This is a genomic window from Agrobacterium sp. 22-210-1 (assembly GCF_053522525.1).
In genome coordinates, this window is the sequence record NZ_JBNWCI010000001.1 from 2,476,643 (window position 1) to 2,495,743 (window position 19,101).

A 19,101-nucleotide genomic window follows, 5' to 3' on the forward strand; every position below is an offset into this window, starting at 1 on the left:
ATAAAACAAAGATTGGCAAAAAACAGATGCTTCGACTCACAAGCTCTTTATCGGCACCCTTAATTCCCTGCTTTGCACAAACAGGGCGAAACATGGTTTCAACAAAATCCCGTTCCAGTTTATTCTAAGGGGAAGAGAATCATCTGATCGGACGGACACGGCTATATGACGGCGGGATCATCGAGAGTTTTCAAGGCGGCCATGCTGGCGATTTCGGTCGTTTCCGCGCTGCAGTTGCAGATTGAAACCGCATCGGCTGAGGACCGGCCCGCGAAAGAAGTGTTCGGCCACACGGCCCTGCCCTCCGCAGCGGCCTCCCAGCCGATCGGCTCCTATGCCAAGGGCTGCCAGTCCGGCGCCATCGCCATGCCGACCGACGGTCCCGGTTGGCAGGCCATGCGGCTTTCGCGCAACCGGCGCTGGGGCCAGCCGCAGCTGATTTCCTTCCTCGAGCGCTTTTCGCAGGATGCGCAGAAGATCGGCTGGCCGGGTCTGTTGCTCGGCGATATTTCCCAGCCACGCGGCGGGCCGATGCTGACCGGCCATGCTTCGCACCAGATCGGCCTCGATGTGGATGTCTGGTGGCGGCCAATGCCTAATCCTCGGCTGAGTGTGGAGCAGCGCGAAACGGTGCCGTTCATCTCCATGCTGGACAAAGCCAAGTTTTTGACGGTCGATGACCGCAAATGGTCGCCGCTCAATGCCCGGCTGGTGATGATGGCGGCGAGCTATCCGCAGGTTGAGCGCGTCTTCGTCAACCCGGCCATCAAGCAGAAGCTTTGCCAGACATGGACCGGCGACCGCACCTTCATGGGCAAGATCAGGCCGATCTATGGGCACGACGAACATTTCCACATTCGCCTCGAATGCCCGCCCGGCGCGCCTAACTGCAAACCGCAGGCGGCCGTGGGCAAAGGCGATGGCTGCGACAAGTCGCTCGCCTGGTGGTTTACCAAAGAGCCATGGGCGCCGCCGAAAAAAGACCCCAATGCCAAACCGGTGAAACCGCGTCCGGTCATGGTCTCCGACCTGCCCGCCGCCTGCGCCGCCGTGGCCGCCGCCCCTTCCGCCAACCCCGAGGGTATTGCAGCGCAGGCATATTCCCCCGCGCCGGTCCAGGCCGTACGCCAGCAAAGCGTGGAACAGGTTATTCAGAACGCTCCGACCCTCCAGCCGCCTTCGGATATTCCGCTTCCGACCCAACGTCCGACATTGAACTGAAACAGAAATGAGGCATTCAACAGCTTCCCTTTTCAAATGGCGGCAAGCTGTTATAGAAGGCTTCAAATCGATTTAATTCTTTACGGGGACAGGCTGGGACCATGGAAGGGCAACGCTGTATCGCGCTCATCGCTCACGACGAGAAAAAAGACGATATGGCGGATTTCGCCCGTCATCACCAGAAGGCGCTCTCCAGTTTCAGGATCGTCGCCACCGGCACGACCGGCGGGCGGGTACAGGAAGCCTGCCCGGGGCTCGAGGTCATTCGTCTGAAAAGCGGACCGCTTGGCGGCGACCAGCAGATCGGCGCGATGATCGCCACCGGCGAAGTGGACATGCTGATCTTTTTCACCGACCCGCTGACGGCCATGCCACATGATGTGGATGTAAAGGCGCTGACCCGGCTTGCCACGGTTTACGATATTCCCATGGCGCTCAACCGCGCCACCGCAGAAAATCTCATCGACTTCAACTCCGCCGACTGACCCGCACCCCAATATGGAACAGGCAATGCCGAAGACGTCCGATACCGAATATCTGTCCTTTCCGATCCTTCTTGGCGACATCGGCGGCACCAATGCCCGCTTTTCCATCCTGATCGATTCCTTTGCGGAACCGGTGCACCTCACTACCGTGAAGACGGCGGAATATCCGACGATCGACGACGCCATCCAGAAAGCGGTCCTGGACAAGACATCGCTTCAGCCGGTCTCGACCATTCTTGCGATTGCCGGCCCCATAGAAGGCGACGAGATACCGCTCACCAACTGCCACTGGGTCGTCAAGCCAAAGGGCATGCTGGCTAATCTCGGCCTGAAGGATGTCATCGTCATCAATGATTTCGAGGCACAGGCTCTGGCGATTGCAGCGCTTGACGACGACAACCGCGAGCCTATCGGCTCCGGCAAGAAAGACATGCTGGCGTCGCGCGTCGTTCTCGGACCGGGCACGGGTCTCGGCGTCGCCGGTCTGGTTTACGCCCGTCATATGTGGTTCCCGGTGCCCGGCGAAGGCGGCCATATCGATGTCGGCCCAAGAAGTGCGCGTGATTATGCGGTTTTCCCGCATATCGAAACCATTGAGGGCCGTGTTGCCGGCGAACAGATCCTGTGCGGGCGCGGACTGGTCAATCTTTACCGCGCCGTCTGCAAGACCGATGGCATCGAACCCGTCTTTTCCGATCCGGCCGATATCACCTCGCAGGGGCTTTCGGGCCAGAACGCGCAGGCAAAAGAAACGCTTTCGCTTTTCAGCACCTATCTCGGCCGCGTGGCGGGCGATCTCGCGCTGATTTTCATGGCAAAGGGCGGCGTCTATCTCGCCGGCGGCATTTCGCAGAAGATCATCCCGGCGCTGAAGAGCCCGGAATTCCGGACTGCCTTTGAAGACAAGGCGCCACACAGCGCACTGATGCGGACCATTCCGACCTTCGTGGTCACCCATCCGCAGGCGGCCCTTTCCGGCCTCGCCACCTATGCGAGAACGCCTGCCGATTTCGGCCTGGCGCTGGATGGGCGGCGCTGGAGAGCCTGATCGCTCTCCTCTCAACGGGCTATCCTTCCCTTGTGACGCTTGCGAAGCGAGCGGCTGGTCTTTAACGTCACCGCTGCAAACATCAAACGTCCGATACCGGCGGGTTCCGATCCGCCCGACATGAAAAGTGAGTGAAAACATGGGCAGCAGCGACATGAAACTGGTGGTGGTCGGCGCTGCGGGCCGCATGGGACAGGCGCTGATCCGCCTCATTCACCAGACACCAGGCGTCCAGCTGCATGCCGCCGTCGCACGTGAAGGCTCGGCCTTTGTCGGCCGCGATGCCGGCGAGATTGCTGGTCTTGGGCCCATCGGCGTCGAAATCACCAGCGATTCGCTGCAAGCCTTTCTCCATGCCGAAGGGGTGATCGACTTCACCTCACCGGCAACCAGCGTCACCTTCGCCGGTCTCGCCGCGCAGGCCCGCATCGTGCATGTCATCGGCACAACCGGCTGTTCGCCGGATGACGAGGAAAAATTCAAGGCGGCGTCGCGCCATGCGCGCATCGTCAAGTCGGGCAATATGAGCCTCGGCGTCAACCTGCTCAGCGTTTTGACGCAGCAGGCGGCGCAGGCGCTGGATGCGCAGAACTGGGACATCGAAATCCTGGAAATGCACCACAAGCACAAGGTGGACGCGCCTTCCGGCACGGCGCTTTTGCTGGGTGAAGCGGCCGCGGCCGGCCGCAAGGTCGATCTCACCACCTCTTCCGTTCGCGTGCGCGACGGACATACGGGTGCGCGGGAGACTGGCACCATCGGTTTCGCCACGCTACGCGGCGGTTCGGTAATCGGTGAACATTCGGTGATCTTTGCCGGCGAGGGTGAACGCGTCGAGCTTTCCCACTATGCCGGCGACCGCTCCATTTTCGCACGCGGTGCGATTACGGCAGCTGTCTGGGCTTTAGACAAGAAGCCGGGCTTCTATTCCATGCTGGATGTGCTCGGTCTTTCGCAGACGGAATAAGCCTAATTTTCCACCGTGAATTCGACGGTATCGGCCGAAAATCGGCTGACGGCATATTGCACCGGCACGCCATCCATATCGGCATTCAGCGCCTGGGTGACGAGTAGAATCGCGCCCGGCGACAATTCGAGATCGGCCAGATCCTGCGTATCCGCATGGCTGGCGGAGATGACGGTGGAAATGCGCACGTAGTCGGCCACGCCGAGCGATTTGAAAGCGGCCGTGATCGAGCCGCTTTTCTGATAGGCCTCGCCAATTCCGGCAAAACGATCCGCCGGAAACCACGTGGTCGAGCGGGACACCGGCCGGGTGTCAGCCTTGCGCAAGGTCTCCAGACGCACGAGCGGTGCGCCGGTCTGCAGTTGCAGCCGCGCTGCCAGATCGGCACTTGCGGGCTCGGTCGTGTGGGAAAGAAGCAGCGCCTCCATTTCCTTCACCTGATCTGCGATGCCTGCCGTGAACCGTGTGCGCAGTGAAATCGGAAAACTCAGCCGTTCCTTGCGGGCGATAATCGTGCCACGCCCCTGCATCGGCTCGAGGATGCCTTCGCTCGCCAATGCGGCAATGGCGCTTCTGACGGTGTGGCGGTTGACGCCGAATTTTTCGGCCAGCGCCATTTCCGGCGGCAACATGCCGGTTTCGTCGTGATCGCCTGCCGCGATCTCGCCTCTGATCCGGTCGGCAATCTGCCGCCAGAGCGCGACGCCGTTCTTTCTTTTCATTGCTGCTGCAGGGCTCATGTCACACGCTTGTCATTCATCGCCGTTAATTGTAGCTTATATTGTATAGTTGTCTATATCAATAGACATTAGAGGTCAAGCGATGAATAACGAAGCTGCGAATATACATGCGGGAAGGAAGCGGGTGGCGGCCCTTCTCGCCCGCGCAACCGTTCAGGAACTCGAAACGGTCTGGAACCGGCAGGACGCCAGCCCGCAAACGGAAAATGTGCGCGGACCGGAAACCGGCCTCGTCATGGTCAAGGGACGTATCGGCGGCGGCGGCGCGCCTTTCAATCTGGGTGAAACCACCGTTACCCGCGCAACGATCAAGCTTGCTTCCGGCACTGTCGGCCATGCCCATGTTCTCGGCACCGGCCGCAAGAAGGCCTGGTACGCGGCCGTTTTCGACGCGCTCTGGCAGGAAAATCCGACGCGGGACTTCATTGAAACCGAGCTTCTCTCACCGGTCGAAAAAAGACTGACCGAGGAAAAACAGCGGAAAACAAAAGAGACCGCCGCCACGCGGGTCGATTTCTTCACCATGGTTCGAGGAGAAGATTGATGGGTGTCAAAGCCGAAGCATTGACGGGCGGTTTTTCCGACGCCGTCTTCGATTCCCAACGGGTTTTCAAAAAGCTGATGGACGGCATGGCCCGGCCGGGCACACCGCAGACGATCGAAACCGCAGTTGCCCCGCCGGCACCGCTTGCCACCGCAACGGGTGCGGTTCTGCTGGCGCTCTGCGACCACGACACACCAGTCTGGCTGAGCGGCGCGCTGCGGAAAACGGCCGTGCCGGGTTGGGTTGGGTTTCACACCGGCGCGATTGCGACGGAAGAAAAGGGGGCTGCGCAGTTCGCCGTGATCGAGGCGGGCAGCACCATTGCCTCCTTCGGCCTTTTCTCTCAGGGAAGCCAGGAATATCCCGACCGTTCGACGACGGTCATCATCGAATTGCCAGATCTTGATGGCGGACAGGAATTACTGCTGTCCGGCCCCGGCATCCGCCACATCAATATCATCAGCCCTTCCGGCCTGCCGGAGATATTCCCGAGGCTCTGGGCGGAGAACAACGCCATTTTCCCGCGCGGCGTCGATGTCATTCTGACCTGCGCCGACAAATTCGTCTGCCTGCCGCGCACGACGCGTATTAAATCCGTGGAGGCATAAGATGTATGTTGCTGTCAAAGGCGGGGAAACCGCCATCGCCAACGCCCACCGGCTTCTGGCCGACAAGCGGCGCGGAGACCGTGACCTGCCGGCGATGACTGTCACGCAGATCGTTTCCCAGCTTTCACTCGCCGTCGACCGCGTCATGGCGGAAGCCTCACTTTACGATCAGTCGCTTGCAGCCCTTGCCGTCAAGCAGGCACGCGGCGACATGATCGAGGCCATCTTCCTGCTGCGCGCCTACCGCACCACGTTGCCACGGTTCGGCTATTCGCTGCCGGTCAATACGGCTGACATGACGGTGCAGCGACGCGTTTCGGCAACCTACAAGGACTTGCCGGGCGGGCAATTGCTGGGACCGACCTTCGATTATACCCACCGTCTACTCGATCCCACGCTGCTCGAAGACGAGGCTGTCGAAACCCCCGCCATTCGTGAAGGCGAGCCGGATTATGTCATGCGGGTTTCCGACATTCTCGCCGAAGAAGGGCTGATCGAAAGCGATGGTGATATGCCTGATGAGCATATTGCCGGCGATCTGACGCGCGAGCCGATGGAATTTCCGATGCCACGCGACCTGCGTCTGCAATCGCTGGCACGCGGTGACGAGGGCTTCCTTCTCGCACTCGCCTATTCGACACAGCGCGGTTACGGCCGCACGCATCCCTTCGTCGGTGAAATCCGCATCGGTGATGTTGAAGTGGAACTGGAGGTTCCCGAACTCGGCTTTACCGTCTCGCTTGGGGACATTCAGGTTACCGAATGCCAGATGGTCAACCAATTCAAGGGTTCGGCCAAAGCGCCACCGCAGTTCACCCGCGGTTATGGTCTGGTTTTCGGCCAGAGCGAACGCAAGGCGATGGCCATGTCGCTGGTCGATCGCGCGCTTCGCGCCGGTGAATTCGGCGAAGATGTCGTCGCCCCGGCGCAGGATGAAGAATTCGTCATCTCACATGCAGACAACGTCCAGGCGACGGGTTTCGTCGAACATCTGAAATTGCCGCATTACGTGGATTTTCAGGCCGAACTCGGTCTGGTCAGGAAAATGCGCGCCGATTTCGAGGCGATCAACGCTGATGGCGCGGAGTGGATGGGCGATGCAGCCGAATAGCTCAGCGGCTGTGCTGCTCTCCAAACCAGTAAGCGCAAAAGACGGTCGATGCTGCAAACACAGCAAAGAACACGGCTGCAAGAATTCCAATCTCCATGAGCTTGTACTCCTTTTTTCGCAAGGTTAACGCGCAATGCTTAAAGAAGTTTCATTTGACGACGGGCTGGCTGCCTACAACTTCGCCTATCTGGACGAACAGACCAAACGGATGATCCGCCGGGCGATCCTGAAGGCCATTGCCATTCCCGGTTATCAGGTCCCCTTCGCCTCCCGTGAAATGCCCATGCCCTATGGCTGGGGCACCGGCGGTGTGCAGCTGACCGCTTCCATCGTCGGCCCCGACGATGTGCTGAAGGTCATCGACCAGGGCGCCGACGACACCACCAACGCGGTTTCCATCCGCGCCTTTTTCCAGAAGGTGGCGAATGTTGCCGTCACCACCCGCACCAGGGATGCGACCATCATCCAGACGCGGCACCGCATTCCGGAGGAAGAACTGCATTCCGGACAGGTTCTGGTCTATCAGGTTCCCATTCCCGAACCCTTGCGCTTCCTCGAGCCACGCGAGACCGAAACCCGTGTCATGCACGCGCTGGAAGAATATGGCCTGATGCACGTCAAGCTCTACGAAGACATCGCCCGCAACGGCCGCATCTCCACCACCTATGCATACCCGGTGAAGGTTGCCGGACGTTATGTGATGGATCCTTCGCCGACGCCGAAATTCGACAATCCGAAAATGAATATGTCGAACGCGCTGCAGCTGTTCGGCGCCGGGCGCGAAAAGCGCATCTATGCCGTGCCGCCCTATACCGACGTGGTCAGCCTGGATTTCGAGGACCATCCGTTTGAAATTCAGCGCTTTGACAAGCCCTGCGCACTGTGCGGCGGCGAGAATGTCTATCTGGACGAGGTGGTGCTTGATGACAAGGGCGGGCGGATGTTCGTCTGCTCCGATACCGACCATTGCGAGGACCGCCGCGCCCATGGCCACAAGGGCCATATGCTGGCGGATGTGAAGGAGGCCGCAGAATGAGCGACGCACCACTTCTGAAAGTCCGGGACGTTTCCAAATATTACGGCGACCGGGCTGGTTGCCGCAACGTTTCCTTTGAACTTTATCCGGGCGAGGTTCTGGCCATTGTCGGAGAATCCGGTTCCGGCAAGACCACGCTTCTCAACTGCATTTCCACCCGGCTGATGCCAACGGCGGGCAGCGTGGAATATCGCATGCGCGACGGCTCTGTGCGCGACCTCTACCACATGGGTGAGGCCGAACGCCGTTTCCTGATGCGCACCGACTGGGGCTTCGTTCACCAGAACCCGGCGGACGGGTTGCGTATGGCTGTTTCGGCCGGCGCCAATGTCGGCGAACGGCTGATGGCCGTGGGCAATCGGCATTATGGCAATATAAGGCAATCGGCCAGCGAATGGCTGGAGCGGGTGGAAATCGGCACTGACCGTATCGACGATCAGCCGCGTGCCTTTTCCGGTGGCATGCGTCAACGCCTGCAGATCGCCCGCAATCTCGTCACCTCGCCGCGCCTCGTCTTCATGGACGAACCGACCGGCGGTCTCGATGTTTCCGTGCAGGCACGCCTGCTGGATCTCGTGCGCGGCCTCGTCAACGATCTCGGCCTTGCCGTCGTCGTCGTCACCCATGATCTGGCGGTGGCGCGACTGCTGTCCCATCGCATGATGGTGATGAAGGGCGGCGACGTCATCGAGCATGGTCTCACCGACCGGGTGCTCGACGATCCGCGCGAGCCTTACACGCAATTGCTTGTTTCCTCTATTCTGCAGGTTTGACGCCATGCCGACGCCCCTTATCGTTTCGGAAGTCTTCAAAAGCTTCACCATGCATCTTCGCGACGGCATCGAATTGCCGGTCGTTCGCGATGTCAATTTCTCCGTTTGCGGCGGCGAATGCGTCGTGCTCGGCGGCCCGTCGGGTATCGGCAAAAGCTCGATCCTGAAAATGCTCTATGGCAACTACGCCATCGACAGCGGGCAGATCCTCATCCGCCACGGGGATCAGGTCGTTGATATCGGCAATGCCTCGCCGCGCACGATCCTCGAAATTCGCCATCACACGATCGGTTATGTCAGCCAGTTCCTGCGCACCGTGCCGCGTGTCGCTGCCATCGATGTCGTTGCCGAACCGCTCCTGGCCCGCAAGGTCGCCGCCGAAGATGCGCGCGAACAGGCGGCGACGCTGCTTTCGAAGCTGAACCTGCCACGGGAATTGTGGTCGCTTCCGCCCGCAACCTTTTCGGGCGGCGAGCAGCAGCGCGTCAACATCGCGCGCGGCTTCATCACCGATCATGCGATCCTGCTTCTCGACGAGCCGACGGCCTCACTCGACGCCACAAATCGGCGCGTGGTCGTCGACATGATCAGGGAGAAAAAAGAAAAGGGCACCGCGCTGCTGGGCATCTTCCACGACGAGGAAGTGCGGGAAGCCGTGGCCGACCGCATTCTCGACGTCTCGCAATTCTCTCCCCGGAAGGCAGCGGCATGAGTGTCAAGGTCGGTCTCGAACCCGCCATTCACGAAACCGCCCGCGTCACCAACTCCTCGATCGGCCGCTATACCGAAATTTCGGAACGCTGCCGCCTCGAGGAGGTTGAGATGGGCGACTATTCCTATGTCATGCAGGACGGTGCGATCTGGTGCGCCACCATCGGCAAATTCGTCAATATCGCCGCCTCCGTCCGCATCAACGCCACCAATCACCCGATGCAGCGGGCGACATTGCACCATTTCACCTATCGCGCCCGCAGTTACTGGGACGACGCTGAGGATGAAACGGATTTCTTCGCCGCCCGCCGCGCCAAGCGGGTGGTGATCGGCCATGATGTCTGGATCGGCCATGGCGCGACCATCCTGCCCGGCGTGACGGTGGGGAACGGTGCAGTGATCGGGGCTGGCGCGGTGGTATCGAAAGATGTCGCGCCCTATACCATCGTCGGTGGCGTGCCCGCCCGGCTGATCCGCGAGCGTTTTCCAGCGGAGCTTGGCCGGCGCATGGACGATCTGAATTGGTGGGATTGGGACCATGCCAGACTGCGCGGCGCGCTCGATGATTTCCGCGCCCTCGCCGCCGAGGATTTCGTGGCGAAATATGGTGGATGAACTCCGCTCATAGCGAAGCAATTGCAAATCCCGGGCCACGTCCCGGGATTTCTGTTTGTCGGCTCCAGATATGCCGGCGGGATTTCCTGCTCATGACATGCCTGACGAGAGGTTTGTCGGCGAACCCCCGGGTGTCGTATCTGCGAATTCTGTAATATTTTATTCATGAAACTGACATCCACACTTCACGCACCGCTGTTACGCCGAACCCCGTCAAAAAAGAAGATTGGACGGGGAAATGAGCTTTCACCTGAAGCAAGTCACGCGCCGTTTCGGCAACCATACTGCGGTCGATGCCGTGAACGTCGAAATACCGCAGGGCCAGATGGTCGGCGTTATCGGACGCTCGGGTGCGGGAAAATCAACGCTGCTGCGCATGATCAACCGCCTCGTTGATCCCTCCTCGGGTTCCATCCATTTCAACGACACGGAAGTATCGGCGCTGAAGGGTGCGGCGCTCCGCAACTGGCAGCGCGACTGTGCCATGATCTTCCAGCAGTTCAATCTGGTGCCGCGCCTGGATGTGCTCACCAATGTCATGCTCGGCCGTCTCAACCACCGTTCGACAGCGCTCAGCCTGTTCAACATCTTCACCAATGATGAGCGCCTGATGGCGATCGCCGCGCTCGAGCGGCTCGGCATCGAACATGTGGCCATGCAGGCCGCGGGCACGCTTTCCGGCGGCCAGCAGCAGCGCGTCGCCATCGCCCGCGCCCTGATGCAGTCTCCGAAGATGGTTCTGGCCGATGAGCCGATTGCCTCGCTCGACCCGCTCAACGCCAAGATCGTGATGGATGCGCTGCGCGACATCAACGAGCGCGAAGGCATCACCGTCATCACCAATCTGCATACGCTGGATACGGCACGCAATTATTGCGAGCGCATCATCGGCATGTCGCAGGGCCGCGTCGTCTTTGACGGAACGCCGGCGGAACTGACCGCTTCGGCCGTAACGGAGATTTACGGAACCGATTCTCAAGGGGCTGGCATCGATGAGACCATGACCTCGACCAGCATCAATATTCCCGGCGCGCAGCTTCCCGCGCGTCCGGTGCAGCAATCTGCCGGTCCCGAACCGCTCGCTCTCGCCGGGCTCTGAGGAACCGCTCAGCATCGTTTGTGCCCGCGTCAAGGGCCGACACTTCACAACAAACTCCGGCTCGCCGGGAAACAGGAGAAAGTCCATGTTGAAGAAAATCCTTCTTTCGGCAGTCGCCCTTGGCGTTCTGGCCGGTTCCGCCATGGCTCAGGACGTCAAGGTCCTGCGTATCGGTCTCGACGGTTCGGAAAACGAAGCCGACCAGATCCGCAACACGAAGTGCGTTGCCGATGGCCTGAAGGCTGCGACCGGCGTTTCCGAAGTTCAGGTTTTCCCGTCGCCGGACTATAACGGCGTCATCCAGGGTCTGCTCGGCGGCACCATCGACATCGCTTCCATGGGCGCGTCCTCCTACGCCAAGATCGCTCTTGCCGATCCGAAAGCCGTCGATCCGATCCTGACCACGGCCGGCGCCGATGGTTCGACCGGCTATTACACGATCATGGTTGCCCGCAAGGACAGCGGCATCAAGACGCTGGCTGACGCCAAGGGCAAGAAGATCGGTTTTGCCGATCCTGACTCCACCTCGGGCTTCCTCGTCCCGAACGTGGCTATTCCGAAGGAAACCGGCGTTCCGGTGAAGGAGTACTTCGCTGAAACCGGCTTCGGCGGCGGCCATGAAAACCTCGTTCTCGCCGTTCTCGACAAGAAGTTCGACGTTGGCACCACCTTCGGTTCGGGCGTTGGCAAGTGGGAAGAGGGCTACACCGCCGGCAACCTCTACCAGATGGTCAAGAAGGGCAACCTCGACATGGACGATATCGTCGAAGTCTGGAAGTCGCCGCTGATCCCGAACGGCCCGCTCATGGTCACCAACAAGCTCGGCGACGCCATGAAGCAGAAGGTAGAAAACTTCTTCATGGAACTGCCGAAGAAGGACCTCGCCTGCTTCCAGGGTTTCACCCAGGGCAAGAACACCGCTTACATCAAGGTCGACCCGTCCTTCTACCAGACGATCATCGACGCCCGTAAGTCCGTTATCGGCGGCTGATCCTGCGATCATACCCGAAAGCGGCGGTGCCTTGCGGCGCCGCCGCTTTTGCCAATAAAGGAAAAAAGCGGCATGGCGACCTCACTGCATCATGGCACCCTCTCCCCCAAGGGATTGAGCGCATCGTCCCAGACGGTCATGCGTCATTATCAACAGCAGCTTGCGACGAGACGGATTTATACCGTTATTTCGCTCGTGATCTTTCTCGTCATCCTCGCCGCTTCCCTGAACTTCGCCAACGCGGCCAATTCAGGCAAATTCTTCGAGCGCCTGCCCTATTTCTTCGACTTCATGAAAACCTTCGTGCCGGACAGCCCGCTGGAAATCTTCCGGGCGATGTTCGACCTGCCGTCACCCTATGCGGACGGTTCGCTGAAATATAATTACGTCGCAGACCGTGTTTACATCACCGACAGCTTCTACATCCCGCACTTCATCTATCAGCTGATCATCACGCTCAACATCGCGCTTGTTTCGACAATCATCGGCACCGGCTTCGCCTTCGTGCTCTGTTTCTTCGCCTCCACAAACCTTGTCGGCGCCGGTCTCGTGCGCTGGGTGGTGCGCCGGGTAATGGAAGTGCTGCGCGCCTTTCCGGAAATCGTCGTCGCCGGCTTGCTGACCGCCATTCTCTCGATCGGTCCCATTGCGGCGATCATCGCCATTTCAGTCCACACGATCGGCGCTTTGGGCAAGCTGTTCTTCGAAGTGGTGGAAAATGCCGACATGAAGCCCGATGAAGGCCTGCGCGCCGCCGGCGCCAACTGGCTGGAGCGGGTCCGTTTCGCCATCGTGCCGCAGGTTCTGCCTAACTTCGTCTCCTACGCGCTGCTGCGCGCCGAAATCAACGTGCGTGCCTCAACCATCATCGGTGCTGTCGGCGGCGGCGGCATCGGGGAGGTGTTCCGGCTGTCGATCGGCAACGATCATGCTTCCAAAACTTATGCCATCATCATCCTGCTGCTGATCACCATCATCGCCGTCGACCAGTTTTCCAGCTGGCTGCGCCGCAGACTGATCGGCCATCAATCCTTCGAATTCGGACGGGGAGCAGCCTGATGTCCTCAAGCTTCATTCTCAACACTGCCGAGCGCGAAAGGCTGACCGCCGCGCATCCCGCGATTTTCAAACGCGGCTTCATGCAGCGTTACGGTCTGCTGGTCGGTATTCTCGCCACCGTCGTTTATCTCATCAGCTGCTTTTTCTTCTTTAATGTCGGGCCGGCTTTCATGCAGGGCCGCTGGGATCGAGCCTCGAGCTATATTCAGGACTGGTATTCCTGGCGTGCCCAGCCGCGCCTGCGCTTCGAAGATGGCAAGGTGGCGCCGCAGTGGTCCAGCCGCGGGCAATATCCGGTCGACTCAAGGATCGACTGGTTGCTGCCCCTGCCGGATGGCGGCTACAGCGTGATTTATGCAGGCATGGAAAACCGCCTCGACGTGACGCCAACCCGGGTGGATGTTTATGTCGACGGCAAGAACTACCCCGTCATCATCAATGGTGAGCAGGCGCGGGCACCTGAGGGGTTGCCGGAAGAAATCCAGCAGGACGGTAACAAGGTTCTCGTCCATTACGGTTTTGCCGGCCAGGCGGAAATCCGCACCAGCCAGGTCTATGTGCAGCGCCGGTTCCTCGGATGGGCAAACTTCCTGTTCGATACCAAGTCGGAATTCTGGGGCAAAGGCTATGGCGAACTCGCGGCTCTGGCGCTGTGGGGTGAGAGGCTCGATCCCGAGCGCTCGAATATCAACCACATGGTCGATGATTTCCTCGACAACAGCGTCTGGCAGCATGCCGATATTCTTTCCAAGCTGATGCAGACCCTGGTCATGGCCTTTGTGGGCACGCTGTTCGGCACGCTCGTTGCCCTGCCGCTCGCCTTCATCGCCGCGCGCAACATCACCGCCAACAGGGCTGCCAACTGGGGCATGAAGCGTCTGTTCGACTTCCTGCGTTCGATCGACATGCTGATCTGGGCTTTGTTCTTCACCCGCAGTTTCGGTCCCGGACCGATCCCCGGCATTGCCGCGATCTTCTTCACCGATACCGGAGCGCTCGGCAAGGTCTATGCCGAGGCGCTGGAGAATGTCGATGACAAGCAGCGCGAGGGCGTCAAATCGGTCGGTGCTTCCCCGATTGCCGTCAATCGTTTCGGCGTGCTTCCGCAGGTACTACCGGTCTTCATTTCCCAGTCGCTTTATTTCTGGGAAAGCAACACCCGCTCCGCCACGATCATCGGTGCGGTGGGTGCGGGCGGTATCGGCCTGAAGCTGCTGGAAGCGATGGGTACCAACGCCGACTGGGACAAGGTTGCCTATATGGTCCTGCTCATCCTCTTCGTCGTTTTCCTGTTCGACCATATCTCCAATTCGCTGCGTTCGCGCCTGATTGGGAAAACGCAGCATTAGGCCATAAAAGGGGCGGGACTGTATGCGAAGGCCGTAACGGCTTTCCTTTCCCCGCCCCATAAAACCACCCGCACAAAGACGTTTTTTTGTCCCTGACGCATTCACCCCGAGGTCCGGGCACCCCAAAGGTGCGTGCGGGGGCTTAACCGCATTTCGAATGTGCTTTTTTCCATCTGCATCATCATTCTGTCACGGAAAGCGATTACCTCGCACTCCTGACCTTGCGGGAAGCGGGCGAGTCACGCCAAATAGCTTCTCATCCCTGGTTTTCCATGACACTGAAGAGTGCTTGCCGTGCGCTACGCCATCTATTTTTCTCCGGCTAAAGATCATCCGCTGACTGAAGCAGCGTCGCGCTGGCTTGGGCGCAATGCATTTTCCGGTACGCTGCATGATGATCATGACGCCTATGCGGAAATGACGGAAGAACCCCGCCGTTACGGTTTCCACGCAACCCTGAAGGCTCCTTTCGAGCTTGCCGAAAAATACAGCGAGGCCGAGCTTCTCGCCGCCGTCGAGGGTTTTGCCGCAAGCCAGCCGGCCTTCGACATCCCGCGTGTCGTCGTTGGCGCGCTCGGACCGTTTTTCGCGCTGGTTCCAGACCGGACCTACCAGCCACTGCAGGATTTCGCGGCCGAGATCGTCGACCATTTTGACCGATTTCGCGCGCCTCTGTCCGAGACCGATATTGCCCGCCGGCGGCCACAAATGCTGACGGAAAGCCAGCGGCAAAATCTGTCACTCTGGGGTTATCCGCATGTCATGGACGACTTCCGTTTTCACATGACACTGACCGGTCGTATCGACGAGGACGACCAGCCCACCATGCAAGAGGTGCTTTCTGCGCGTTTTGCCGAATTCGTCGATCAGCCTCTCACCATTTCCGGCCTCGCTTTGTTCATTGAAGAAACGCGCGGCGCGCCCTTTATCGTTCATCGCTGGCACCCGTTTGGCCAGCAGCCAAAGAAAGATGCGAACCCATGACCGAGCACGCCCTCTCCAATGCCCGTATCGTTTTGGAAGACGATATCATTCTGGGGTCCGTTCTGATCCGCGACGGCAAGATTGCCGATATCAGTGAAGGCGCCTCCAAAACCGGAGAAGACCTCGAAGGCGATTTCCTGATCCCGGGTCTGGTGGAACTGCATACCGACCATCTGGAACAGCATTATTCACCGCGCCCCGGCGTGATCTGGGATAAGATCGCCGCCATTCAGGCCCATGATGCACAGGTTGCGTCATCAGGCATCACCACCGTATTCGATTGCCTGAGGCTCGGCTCGGACGAGGATGGCGGCTTCAAAAAGGGCGAAATGCGGGAAATGGCTGACGCCATCGAAGCGGCGGCGGATCAGAACCGCTTGCGCGCAGATCACCTGCTGCATCTGCGCTGTGAGGTCGCCTCCGCTGATGTTCTGGATCATTTCGAAGATTTCGAAACCGATCCGCGTGTGCGGCTGATTTCGCTGATGGACCACTCCCCGGGTCAGCGCCAGTTCCAGTCCATGGATCAGTACATTTTCTATTACCAGAAGAAGCGCGGGCTGAGCGACGAGGCTTTTGCCGAATTCGTGCGCCGGCGGCAGGCCGCATCGGCCGAATATTCCGCCAAGCACCGTGATTATCTGGCCGCCAGCTGCGCCAAACGCGGCATCACCGTCGCAAGCCATGACGACGCCACCGAAGCGCATGTGGGCGAAGCCATCGGCCACGGCGTTAAACTGGCGGAATTCCCCACCAGCGTCGAGGCTGCAAAAGCCTCTCACAGCGCCGGCATGAGCGTCTTGATGGGCGCTCCGAACATCGTTCGCGGCAAGTCTCACTCCGGCAACATCGCCGCCCGCGATCTCGCCGAGATCGGCGTGCTGGATGTCCTTTCTTCCGACTATGTGCCGTTCAGCCTGCTTTTCGCACCGTTCCTGCTCGCCGATCAGGTGGAAGCCATCACCCTGCCGGAAGCGCTGCGTATGGTGACCGCGACGCCGGCTCGGACGGTTGGTCTTCTTGACCGCGGCCGTATCGCAACTGGATTGCGGGCCGATCTGGTGCGGGTTCACCGCGAAGATGGCGTGCCCGTCACCCGCTCGGTCTGGCGTCAGGGCAAGCGCGTGGCATGACCGGCAACGGAGAAGACAGCCGGCGTGAGAAAACGCCCGGCACGATGATCGTGGTTGTCGGCCCAAGCGGGGCCGGCAAGGATACGCTGATGGACTATGCGGCAAGGCAATTGTCCGGACGGCCCGGCTTTCATTTCACCCGCCGGGTGATTACCCGCAGCGGGGATGCCGGCGGCGAAAATCACGATGCCGTTTCGATGCAGGAGTTCAACCGGCTGCAGGATGAGGGCGCATTCGCCGTCTTCTGGCAGGCGCATGGGCTGAAATATGGCATCCCGGCTGCCGTCTATCGCCAACTTGAGGCGGGAGACGTGGTTATTGCCAACGGTTCCCGCTCGGCCTTGCCTGAGTTCAGTTCCGCCTTTTCCCGTCTCAGGGTGGTGAACATCGTCGCCCGGCCGGAAGTGCTGGCGCAGCGGCTGGAACAGCGCGGGCGGGAAAGCCGCGAGGATATTCTGCGGCGCCTGGAACGCAGCTCGCTTACGGTCGTCGGCGACTTTGACGTAACGACGGTGGATAATAGCGGCGCGATCGAAGATGCGGGCAAGACCATCATGCAGGTGCTGGAACAAAGCGTCGGCCCCGACCGATCTTAATGTCCCCGGCCCGGACCGCTCGACAAAAGGTCACACAAAGCTTACCATCAGGCGACAATTTCCAAACATGGTACGCCAAGGCGAGGGATGCCCGAAAAGAGGGTCAGTGACGAGATAACTGTGGTGGCTGGTCTGGCCGCCGGCGTTAGCAATTATGCGCGCTCGCGCGGCATCGATATCGTCCCCATCTGCAAGGCTCTCGATATTGATCCCGCCACTTTCGACAGTTTGACGGAGCGCATAAGCCTCGACAGATTATGCCGATTGCTCGAAACCTGCGCCTTGATTTCCGGTGACGACGCCTTCGGTCTGCAATGCGCCTCCGCTTTTCCGGCCGGCGCATCCGGTGCATTTGGTTACGGTCTGATCAGCGCGCCGACGGTGCGGGCTTTCCTGCGATTTCTTCAGGATCACGTTTATTATGCGACCAACAACAGCAATTTTACCATGGTTACGGATACCACACATGTAACGCTTTCCTGGTCCTTCGCGCCCGTCATCGTCAAGCGTGATCAATATGTGGATCTTTCCCTGACAGTTCTGATCCAGCGTCTTCGCGATATTCTGGGTGAGCGCATCAATCAGGTCGAAATCGGTCTGGAGCGACAGAAACCGAATAATATTCAGCTATTTAAAGAAAGAATGACCAAGCGGATCAGCTTCTCCCAGGCGATCCACACGATGCGTCTTCCTGTATCGCTCCTCGACGTGGCCAATCCGAACGCAGATGAGCGGCTGTTCGAACTGATGAACCTTCAATGCCGGATGCTGCGACCGGAAACATCAGCGGATGCAACACATTTCATCGATCAGGTAAAACGGTATATGCAGATGCGGCTGTCGGATGCGGAGCTTTCACTTGGCGAAATCGCCCCCTACTTCAATCTTTCCGAACGGAGTTTTCAGCGGCGGCTTGCCGAACTTGGCACCAATCTCAACGAGATAAAGGACGCCATACGCAAAAATGCAGGCTTCAAGCTTCTGGTGGAGAGCGACCTTTCTGTTTCCGACATAAGCTATCGATTGGGATATTCGACGCCCGGTGCGTTTTCGCGCTCCGTTTCCCGCTGGTTTGGGGCGACTCCGACGGATATTCGCAAGAAACATGCGCATCATTCCGCCGGATAAAACAGATTTTCAGCACCAATATTTCGAAATTACACATTAAAATTCAGAAATATGTCGGCTTTTCCCGGCTTCTGTGCCGAAACATAACAATAAAAGCGCAAAACTTGGCGCGAGATGTTATTCTATTGGCGCATTATATCGCCTATTAGAGCGCCGCGTGGCCCTTCGGGTGTGACGGAAAACATTCCAAAGCTTTGAATCTGCACATTGTTCTGATCCACAACCGATTCCGGTTTTGTGAGTGTCAGTGGGGCAGCGCTCCCTATGCCCAGGAACAACGTCGATGCTGGGCCGGCTGGCTGCGAAAGCGGCCATCATTGCATATTCCTGATGCTGGATGAAACTTATTGGCGAAATCGACGTTTCCGTTCGCGTGCAGACAGAACGTTCGCGGGCGGGCCTCGGGGAATGAAATCATTACCTGATCGCAAAGCCGGGAAGGTCAATCTCTTTTGAGGCAGAAAGAACATGTCTTTAAAAACGCCGCATGAACATCGCCAGACGCGCGAGATCGCCCTATCTGACCGGGAACGGCACTATCTGGGACTGGTGGCGCGGGGTAAACACCCCTCCCACATCGCCCTTGTGACCGGTGCGACCGAAGCAGAGGTGAAGGACGCGCTGGAAGTGGTGCGTAACCGGCTGGGTGCCACCAATCTGCTGAATGCCGTCAGCATTGCCCTGCTGCGTGGCCTGATCGAGCAGGATATCTAAGGCTTTTTCGCTTCAGAGGCTTATGTGGAGACGTCCCCTTCCCATAAGCCAAAACCGGATGAGCGGCTTTCTGCGTCAAAATCCCATCATTTCGATGGCGGGATGGCGGACCAAAAGCGGACCGGAAATGATTTCCTGTCCATATCGACGCAAATGCAAAGCGGCCATAAACGGTTTGCCCGGCGGATC

21 protein-coding genes are annotated in these 19,101 nt (G+C 59.3%); 20 read left to right on the top strand and 1 reads right to left on the bottom strand.

Annotation, left to right across the window (positions count from 1 at the left end; genetic code table 11):
- The first annotated feature begins 165 nt into the window (after positions 1-165).
- From mepA to dapB, 4 genes are all read left to right on the top strand, one after another.
- Positions 166-1,221: a penicillin-insensitive murein endopeptidase gene (gene mepA / locus ACQZ5F_RS12440; protein ID WP_225339600.1), complete on the top strand. Its 1,056-nt coding sequence runs from the start codon at positions 166-168 to the stop codon at positions 1,219-1,221.
- 101 nt (positions 1,222-1,322) lie between these two features.
- Positions 1,323-1,706 (top strand): methylglyoxal synthase, encoded by a 384-nt coding sequence (locus ACQZ5F_RS12445; protein ID WP_046799184.1) that lies wholly within the window; start codon positions 1,323-1,325, stop codon positions 1,704-1,706.
- 25 nt (positions 1,707-1,731) lie between these two features.
- Positions 1,732-2,754, top strand: a complete 1,023-nt coding sequence (locus ACQZ5F_RS12450; protein ID WP_225245033.1) for a glucokinase — start codon at positions 1,732-1,734, stop codon at positions 2,752-2,754.
- A 139-nt stretch (positions 2,755-2,893) separates the two neighbouring features.
- Positions 2,894-3,721, top strand: coding sequence for a 4-hydroxy-tetrahydrodipicolinate reductase (gene dapB, locus ACQZ5F_RS12455; protein WP_225339601.1), 828 nt, complete (start codon positions 2,894-2,896; stop codon positions 3,719-3,721).
- Between the two features lie 2 nt (positions 3,722-3,723).
- Here the strand turns inward: dapB and phnF are convergent, their stop codons facing one another.
- Complete coding sequence (gene phnF, locus ACQZ5F_RS12460; protein WP_225339602.1) at positions 3,724-4,461, bottom strand: phosphonate metabolism transcriptional regulator PhnF; 738 nt, start codon at positions 4,459-4,461, stop codon at positions 3,724-3,726.
- Positions 4,462-4,543: 82 nt separating this feature from the next.
- On the opposite strand from phnF, the gene phnG reads away from it, so the two are divergent.
- The 16 genes from phnG to ACQZ5F_RS12540 all read left to right on the top strand — a co-directional run bounded on the left by phnG (position 4,544) and on the right by ACQZ5F_RS12540 (position 18,912).
- Positions 4,544-5,005, top strand: a complete 462-nt coding sequence (gene phnG, locus ACQZ5F_RS12465) for a phosphonate C-P lyase system protein PhnG (protein ID WP_137085705.1) — start codon at positions 4,544-4,546, stop codon at positions 5,003-5,005.
- Positions 5,005-5,613 carry a phosphonate C-P lyase system protein PhnH gene (gene phnH / locus ACQZ5F_RS12470; RefSeq protein WP_225339603.1) on the top strand — a complete coding sequence of 203 codons (609 nt, stop codon included), beginning with the start codon at positions 5,005-5,007 and terminating at the stop codon, positions 5,611-5,613. Before phnG ends, phnH begins: the two co-directional genes overlap by 1 nt.
- 1 nt (position 5,614) lies before the next feature.
- Complete coding sequence (locus tag ACQZ5F_RS12475; protein WP_225339604.1) at positions 5,615-6,724, top strand: carbon-phosphorus lyase complex subunit PhnI; 1,110 nt, start codon at positions 5,615-5,617, stop codon at positions 6,722-6,724.
- Between the two features lie 133 nt (positions 6,725-6,857).
- Entirely contained in the window at positions 6,858-7,760 is a 903-nt protein-coding gene (locus ACQZ5F_RS12480) for an alpha-D-ribose 1-methylphosphonate 5-phosphate C-P-lyase PhnJ (protein ID WP_448730446.1), read from the top strand.
- On the top strand, positions 7,757-8,533 hold the full coding sequence (gene phnK / locus ACQZ5F_RS12485; RefSeq protein WP_003524419.1) for a phosphonate C-P lyase system protein PhnK: 777 nt from the start codon (positions 7,757-7,759) through the stop codon (positions 8,531-8,533). The genes ACQZ5F_RS12480 and phnK overlap by 4 nt, the downstream gene beginning before the upstream one ends.
- 4 nt (positions 8,534-8,537) lie before the next feature.
- Positions 8,538-9,245, top strand: coding sequence for a phosphonate C-P lyase system protein PhnL (phnL, locus tag ACQZ5F_RS12490; protein WP_046799176.1), 708 nt, complete (start codon positions 8,538-8,540; stop codon positions 9,243-9,245).
- Positions 9,242-9,859 carry a transferase hexapeptide repeat family protein gene (locus ACQZ5F_RS12495; RefSeq protein ID WP_052820147.1) on the top strand — a complete coding sequence of 206 codons (618 nt, stop codon included), beginning with the start codon at positions 9,242-9,244 and terminating at the stop codon, positions 9,857-9,859. The genes phnL and ACQZ5F_RS12495 overlap by 4 nt, the downstream gene beginning before the upstream one ends.
- A gap of 238 nt (positions 9,860-10,097) precedes the next feature.
- Positions 10,098-10,958, top strand: coding sequence for a phosphonate ABC transporter ATP-binding protein (gene phnC, locus ACQZ5F_RS12500; protein ID WP_137085693.1), 861 nt, complete (start codon positions 10,098-10,100; stop codon positions 10,956-10,958).
- 85 nt (positions 10,959-11,043) lie between these two features.
- Positions 11,044-11,949 carry a phosphonate ABC transporter substrate-binding protein gene (gene phnD / locus ACQZ5F_RS12505; protein ID WP_046799173.1) on the top strand — a complete coding sequence of 302 codons (906 nt, stop codon included), beginning with the start codon at positions 11,044-11,046 and terminating at the stop codon, positions 11,947-11,949.
- Positions 11,950-12,021: 72 nt separating this feature from the next.
- Positions 12,022-13,008, top strand: coding sequence for a phosphonate ABC transporter, permease protein PhnE (gene phnE, locus ACQZ5F_RS12510; protein ID WP_046799172.1), 987 nt, complete (start codon positions 12,022-12,024; stop codon positions 13,006-13,008).
- Complete coding sequence (gene phnE, locus ACQZ5F_RS12515; RefSeq protein ID WP_225339605.1) at positions 13,008-14,357, top strand: phosphonate ABC transporter, permease protein PhnE; 1,350 nt, start codon at positions 13,008-13,010, stop codon at positions 14,355-14,357. Before phnE (ACQZ5F_RS12510) ends, phnE (ACQZ5F_RS12515) begins: the two co-directional genes overlap by 1 nt.
- Before the next feature lie 285 nt (positions 14,358-14,642).
- Positions 14,643-15,341 (top strand): DUF1045 domain-containing protein, encoded by a 699-nt coding sequence (locus tag ACQZ5F_RS12520; RefSeq protein ID WP_225339606.1) that lies wholly within the window; start codon positions 14,643-14,645, stop codon positions 15,339-15,341.
- Positions 15,338-16,474, top strand: coding sequence for an alpha-D-ribose 1-methylphosphonate 5-triphosphate diphosphatase (locus tag ACQZ5F_RS12525; protein ID WP_046799170.1), 1,137 nt, complete (start codon positions 15,338-15,340; stop codon positions 16,472-16,474). Before ACQZ5F_RS12520 ends, ACQZ5F_RS12525 begins: the two co-directional genes overlap by 4 nt.
- Entirely contained in the window at positions 16,471-17,070 is a 600-nt protein-coding gene (gene phnN / locus ACQZ5F_RS12530; RefSeq protein WP_052820143.1) for a phosphonate metabolism protein/1,5-bisphosphokinase (PRPP-forming) PhnN, read from the top strand. Before ACQZ5F_RS12525 ends, phnN begins: the two co-directional genes overlap by 4 nt.
- 87 nt (positions 17,071-17,157) lie before the next feature.
- A complete protein-coding gene (locus ACQZ5F_RS12535; protein WP_225339607.1) occupies positions 17,158-18,198 on the top strand; it encodes a helix-turn-helix domain-containing protein in 1,041 nt (346 codons plus the stop codon).
- 468 nt (positions 18,199-18,666) lie between these two features.
- Entirely contained in the window at positions 18,667-18,912 is a 246-nt protein-coding gene (locus ACQZ5F_RS12540; RefSeq protein WP_046799167.1) for a helix-turn-helix domain-containing protein, read from the top strand.
- Positions 18,913-19,101: the final 189 nt, after the last annotated feature.

Bases quoted from the DNA above. Each gene is read 5' to 3' on its own strand.
- phnH (WP_225339603.1), top strand. From the start codon at position 5,005: ATGGGTGTCAAAGCCGAAGCATTGACGGGCGGTTTTTCCGACGCCGTC.
- ACQZ5F_RS12450 (WP_225245033.1), top strand. From the start codon at position 1,732: ATGCCGAAGACGTCCGATACCGAATATCTGTCCTTTCCGATCCTTCTT.
- phnF (WP_225339602.1), bottom strand. From the start codon at position 4,461: ATGAGCCCTGCAGCAGCAATGAAAAGAAAGAACGGCGTCGCGCTCTGG.
- phnG (WP_137085705.1), top strand. From the start codon at position 4,544: ATGAATAACGAAGCTGCGAATATACATGCGGGAAGGAAGCGGGTGGCG.
- ACQZ5F_RS12525 (WP_046799170.1), top strand. From the start codon at position 15,338: ATGACCGAGCACGCCCTCTCCAATGCCCGTATCGTTTTGGAAGACGAT.
- phnE (WP_046799172.1), top strand. From the start codon at position 12,022: ATGGCGACCTCACTGCATCATGGCACCCTCTCCCCCAAGGGATTGAGC.
- ACQZ5F_RS12445 (WP_046799184.1), top strand. From the start codon at position 1,323: ATGGAAGGGCAACGCTGTATCGCGCTCATCGCTCACGACGAGAAAAAA.
- ACQZ5F_RS12480 (WP_448730446.1), top strand. From the start codon at position 6,858: ATGCTTAAAGAAGTTTCATTTGACGACGGGCTGGCTGCCTACAACTTC.
- ACQZ5F_RS12495 (WP_052820147.1), top strand. From the start codon at position 9,242: ATGAGTGTCAAGGTCGGTCTCGAACCCGCCATTCACGAAACCGCCCGC.
- phnK (WP_003524419.1), top strand. From the start codon at position 7,757: ATGAGCGACGCACCACTTCTGAAAGTCCGGGACGTTTCCAAATATTAC.
- ACQZ5F_RS12475 (WP_225339604.1), top strand. From the start codon at position 5,615: ATGTATGTTGCTGTCAAAGGCGGGGAAACCGCCATCGCCAACGCCCAC.
- ACQZ5F_RS12535 (WP_225339607.1), top strand. From the start codon at position 17,158: ATGCCCGAAAAGAGGGTCAGTGACGAGATAACTGTGGTGGCTGGTCTG.
- dapB (WP_225339601.1), top strand. From the start codon at position 2,894: ATGGGCAGCAGCGACATGAAACTGGTGGTGGTCGGCGCTGCGGGCCGC.
- phnL (WP_046799176.1), top strand. From the start codon at position 8,538: ATGCCGACGCCCCTTATCGTTTCGGAAGTCTTCAAAAGCTTCACCATG.
- phnD (WP_046799173.1), top strand. From the start codon at position 11,044: ATGTTGAAGAAAATCCTTCTTTCGGCAGTCGCCCTTGGCGTTCTGGCC.
- mepA (WP_225339600.1), top strand. From the start codon at position 166: ATGACGGCGGGATCATCGAGAGTTTTCAAGGCGGCCATGCTGGCGATT.
- phnC (WP_137085693.1), top strand. From the start codon at position 10,098: ATGAGCTTTCACCTGAAGCAAGTCACGCGCCGTTTCGGCAACCATACT.
- phnE (WP_225339605.1), top strand. From the start codon at position 13,008: ATGTCCTCAAGCTTCATTCTCAACACTGCCGAGCGCGAAAGGCTGACC.
- ACQZ5F_RS12540 (WP_046799167.1), top strand. From the start codon at position 18,667: ATGTCTTTAAAAACGCCGCATGAACATCGCCAGACGCGCGAGATCGCC.
- phnN (WP_052820143.1), top strand. From the start codon at position 16,471: ATGACCGGCAACGGAGAAGACAGCCGGCGTGAGAAAACGCCCGGCACG.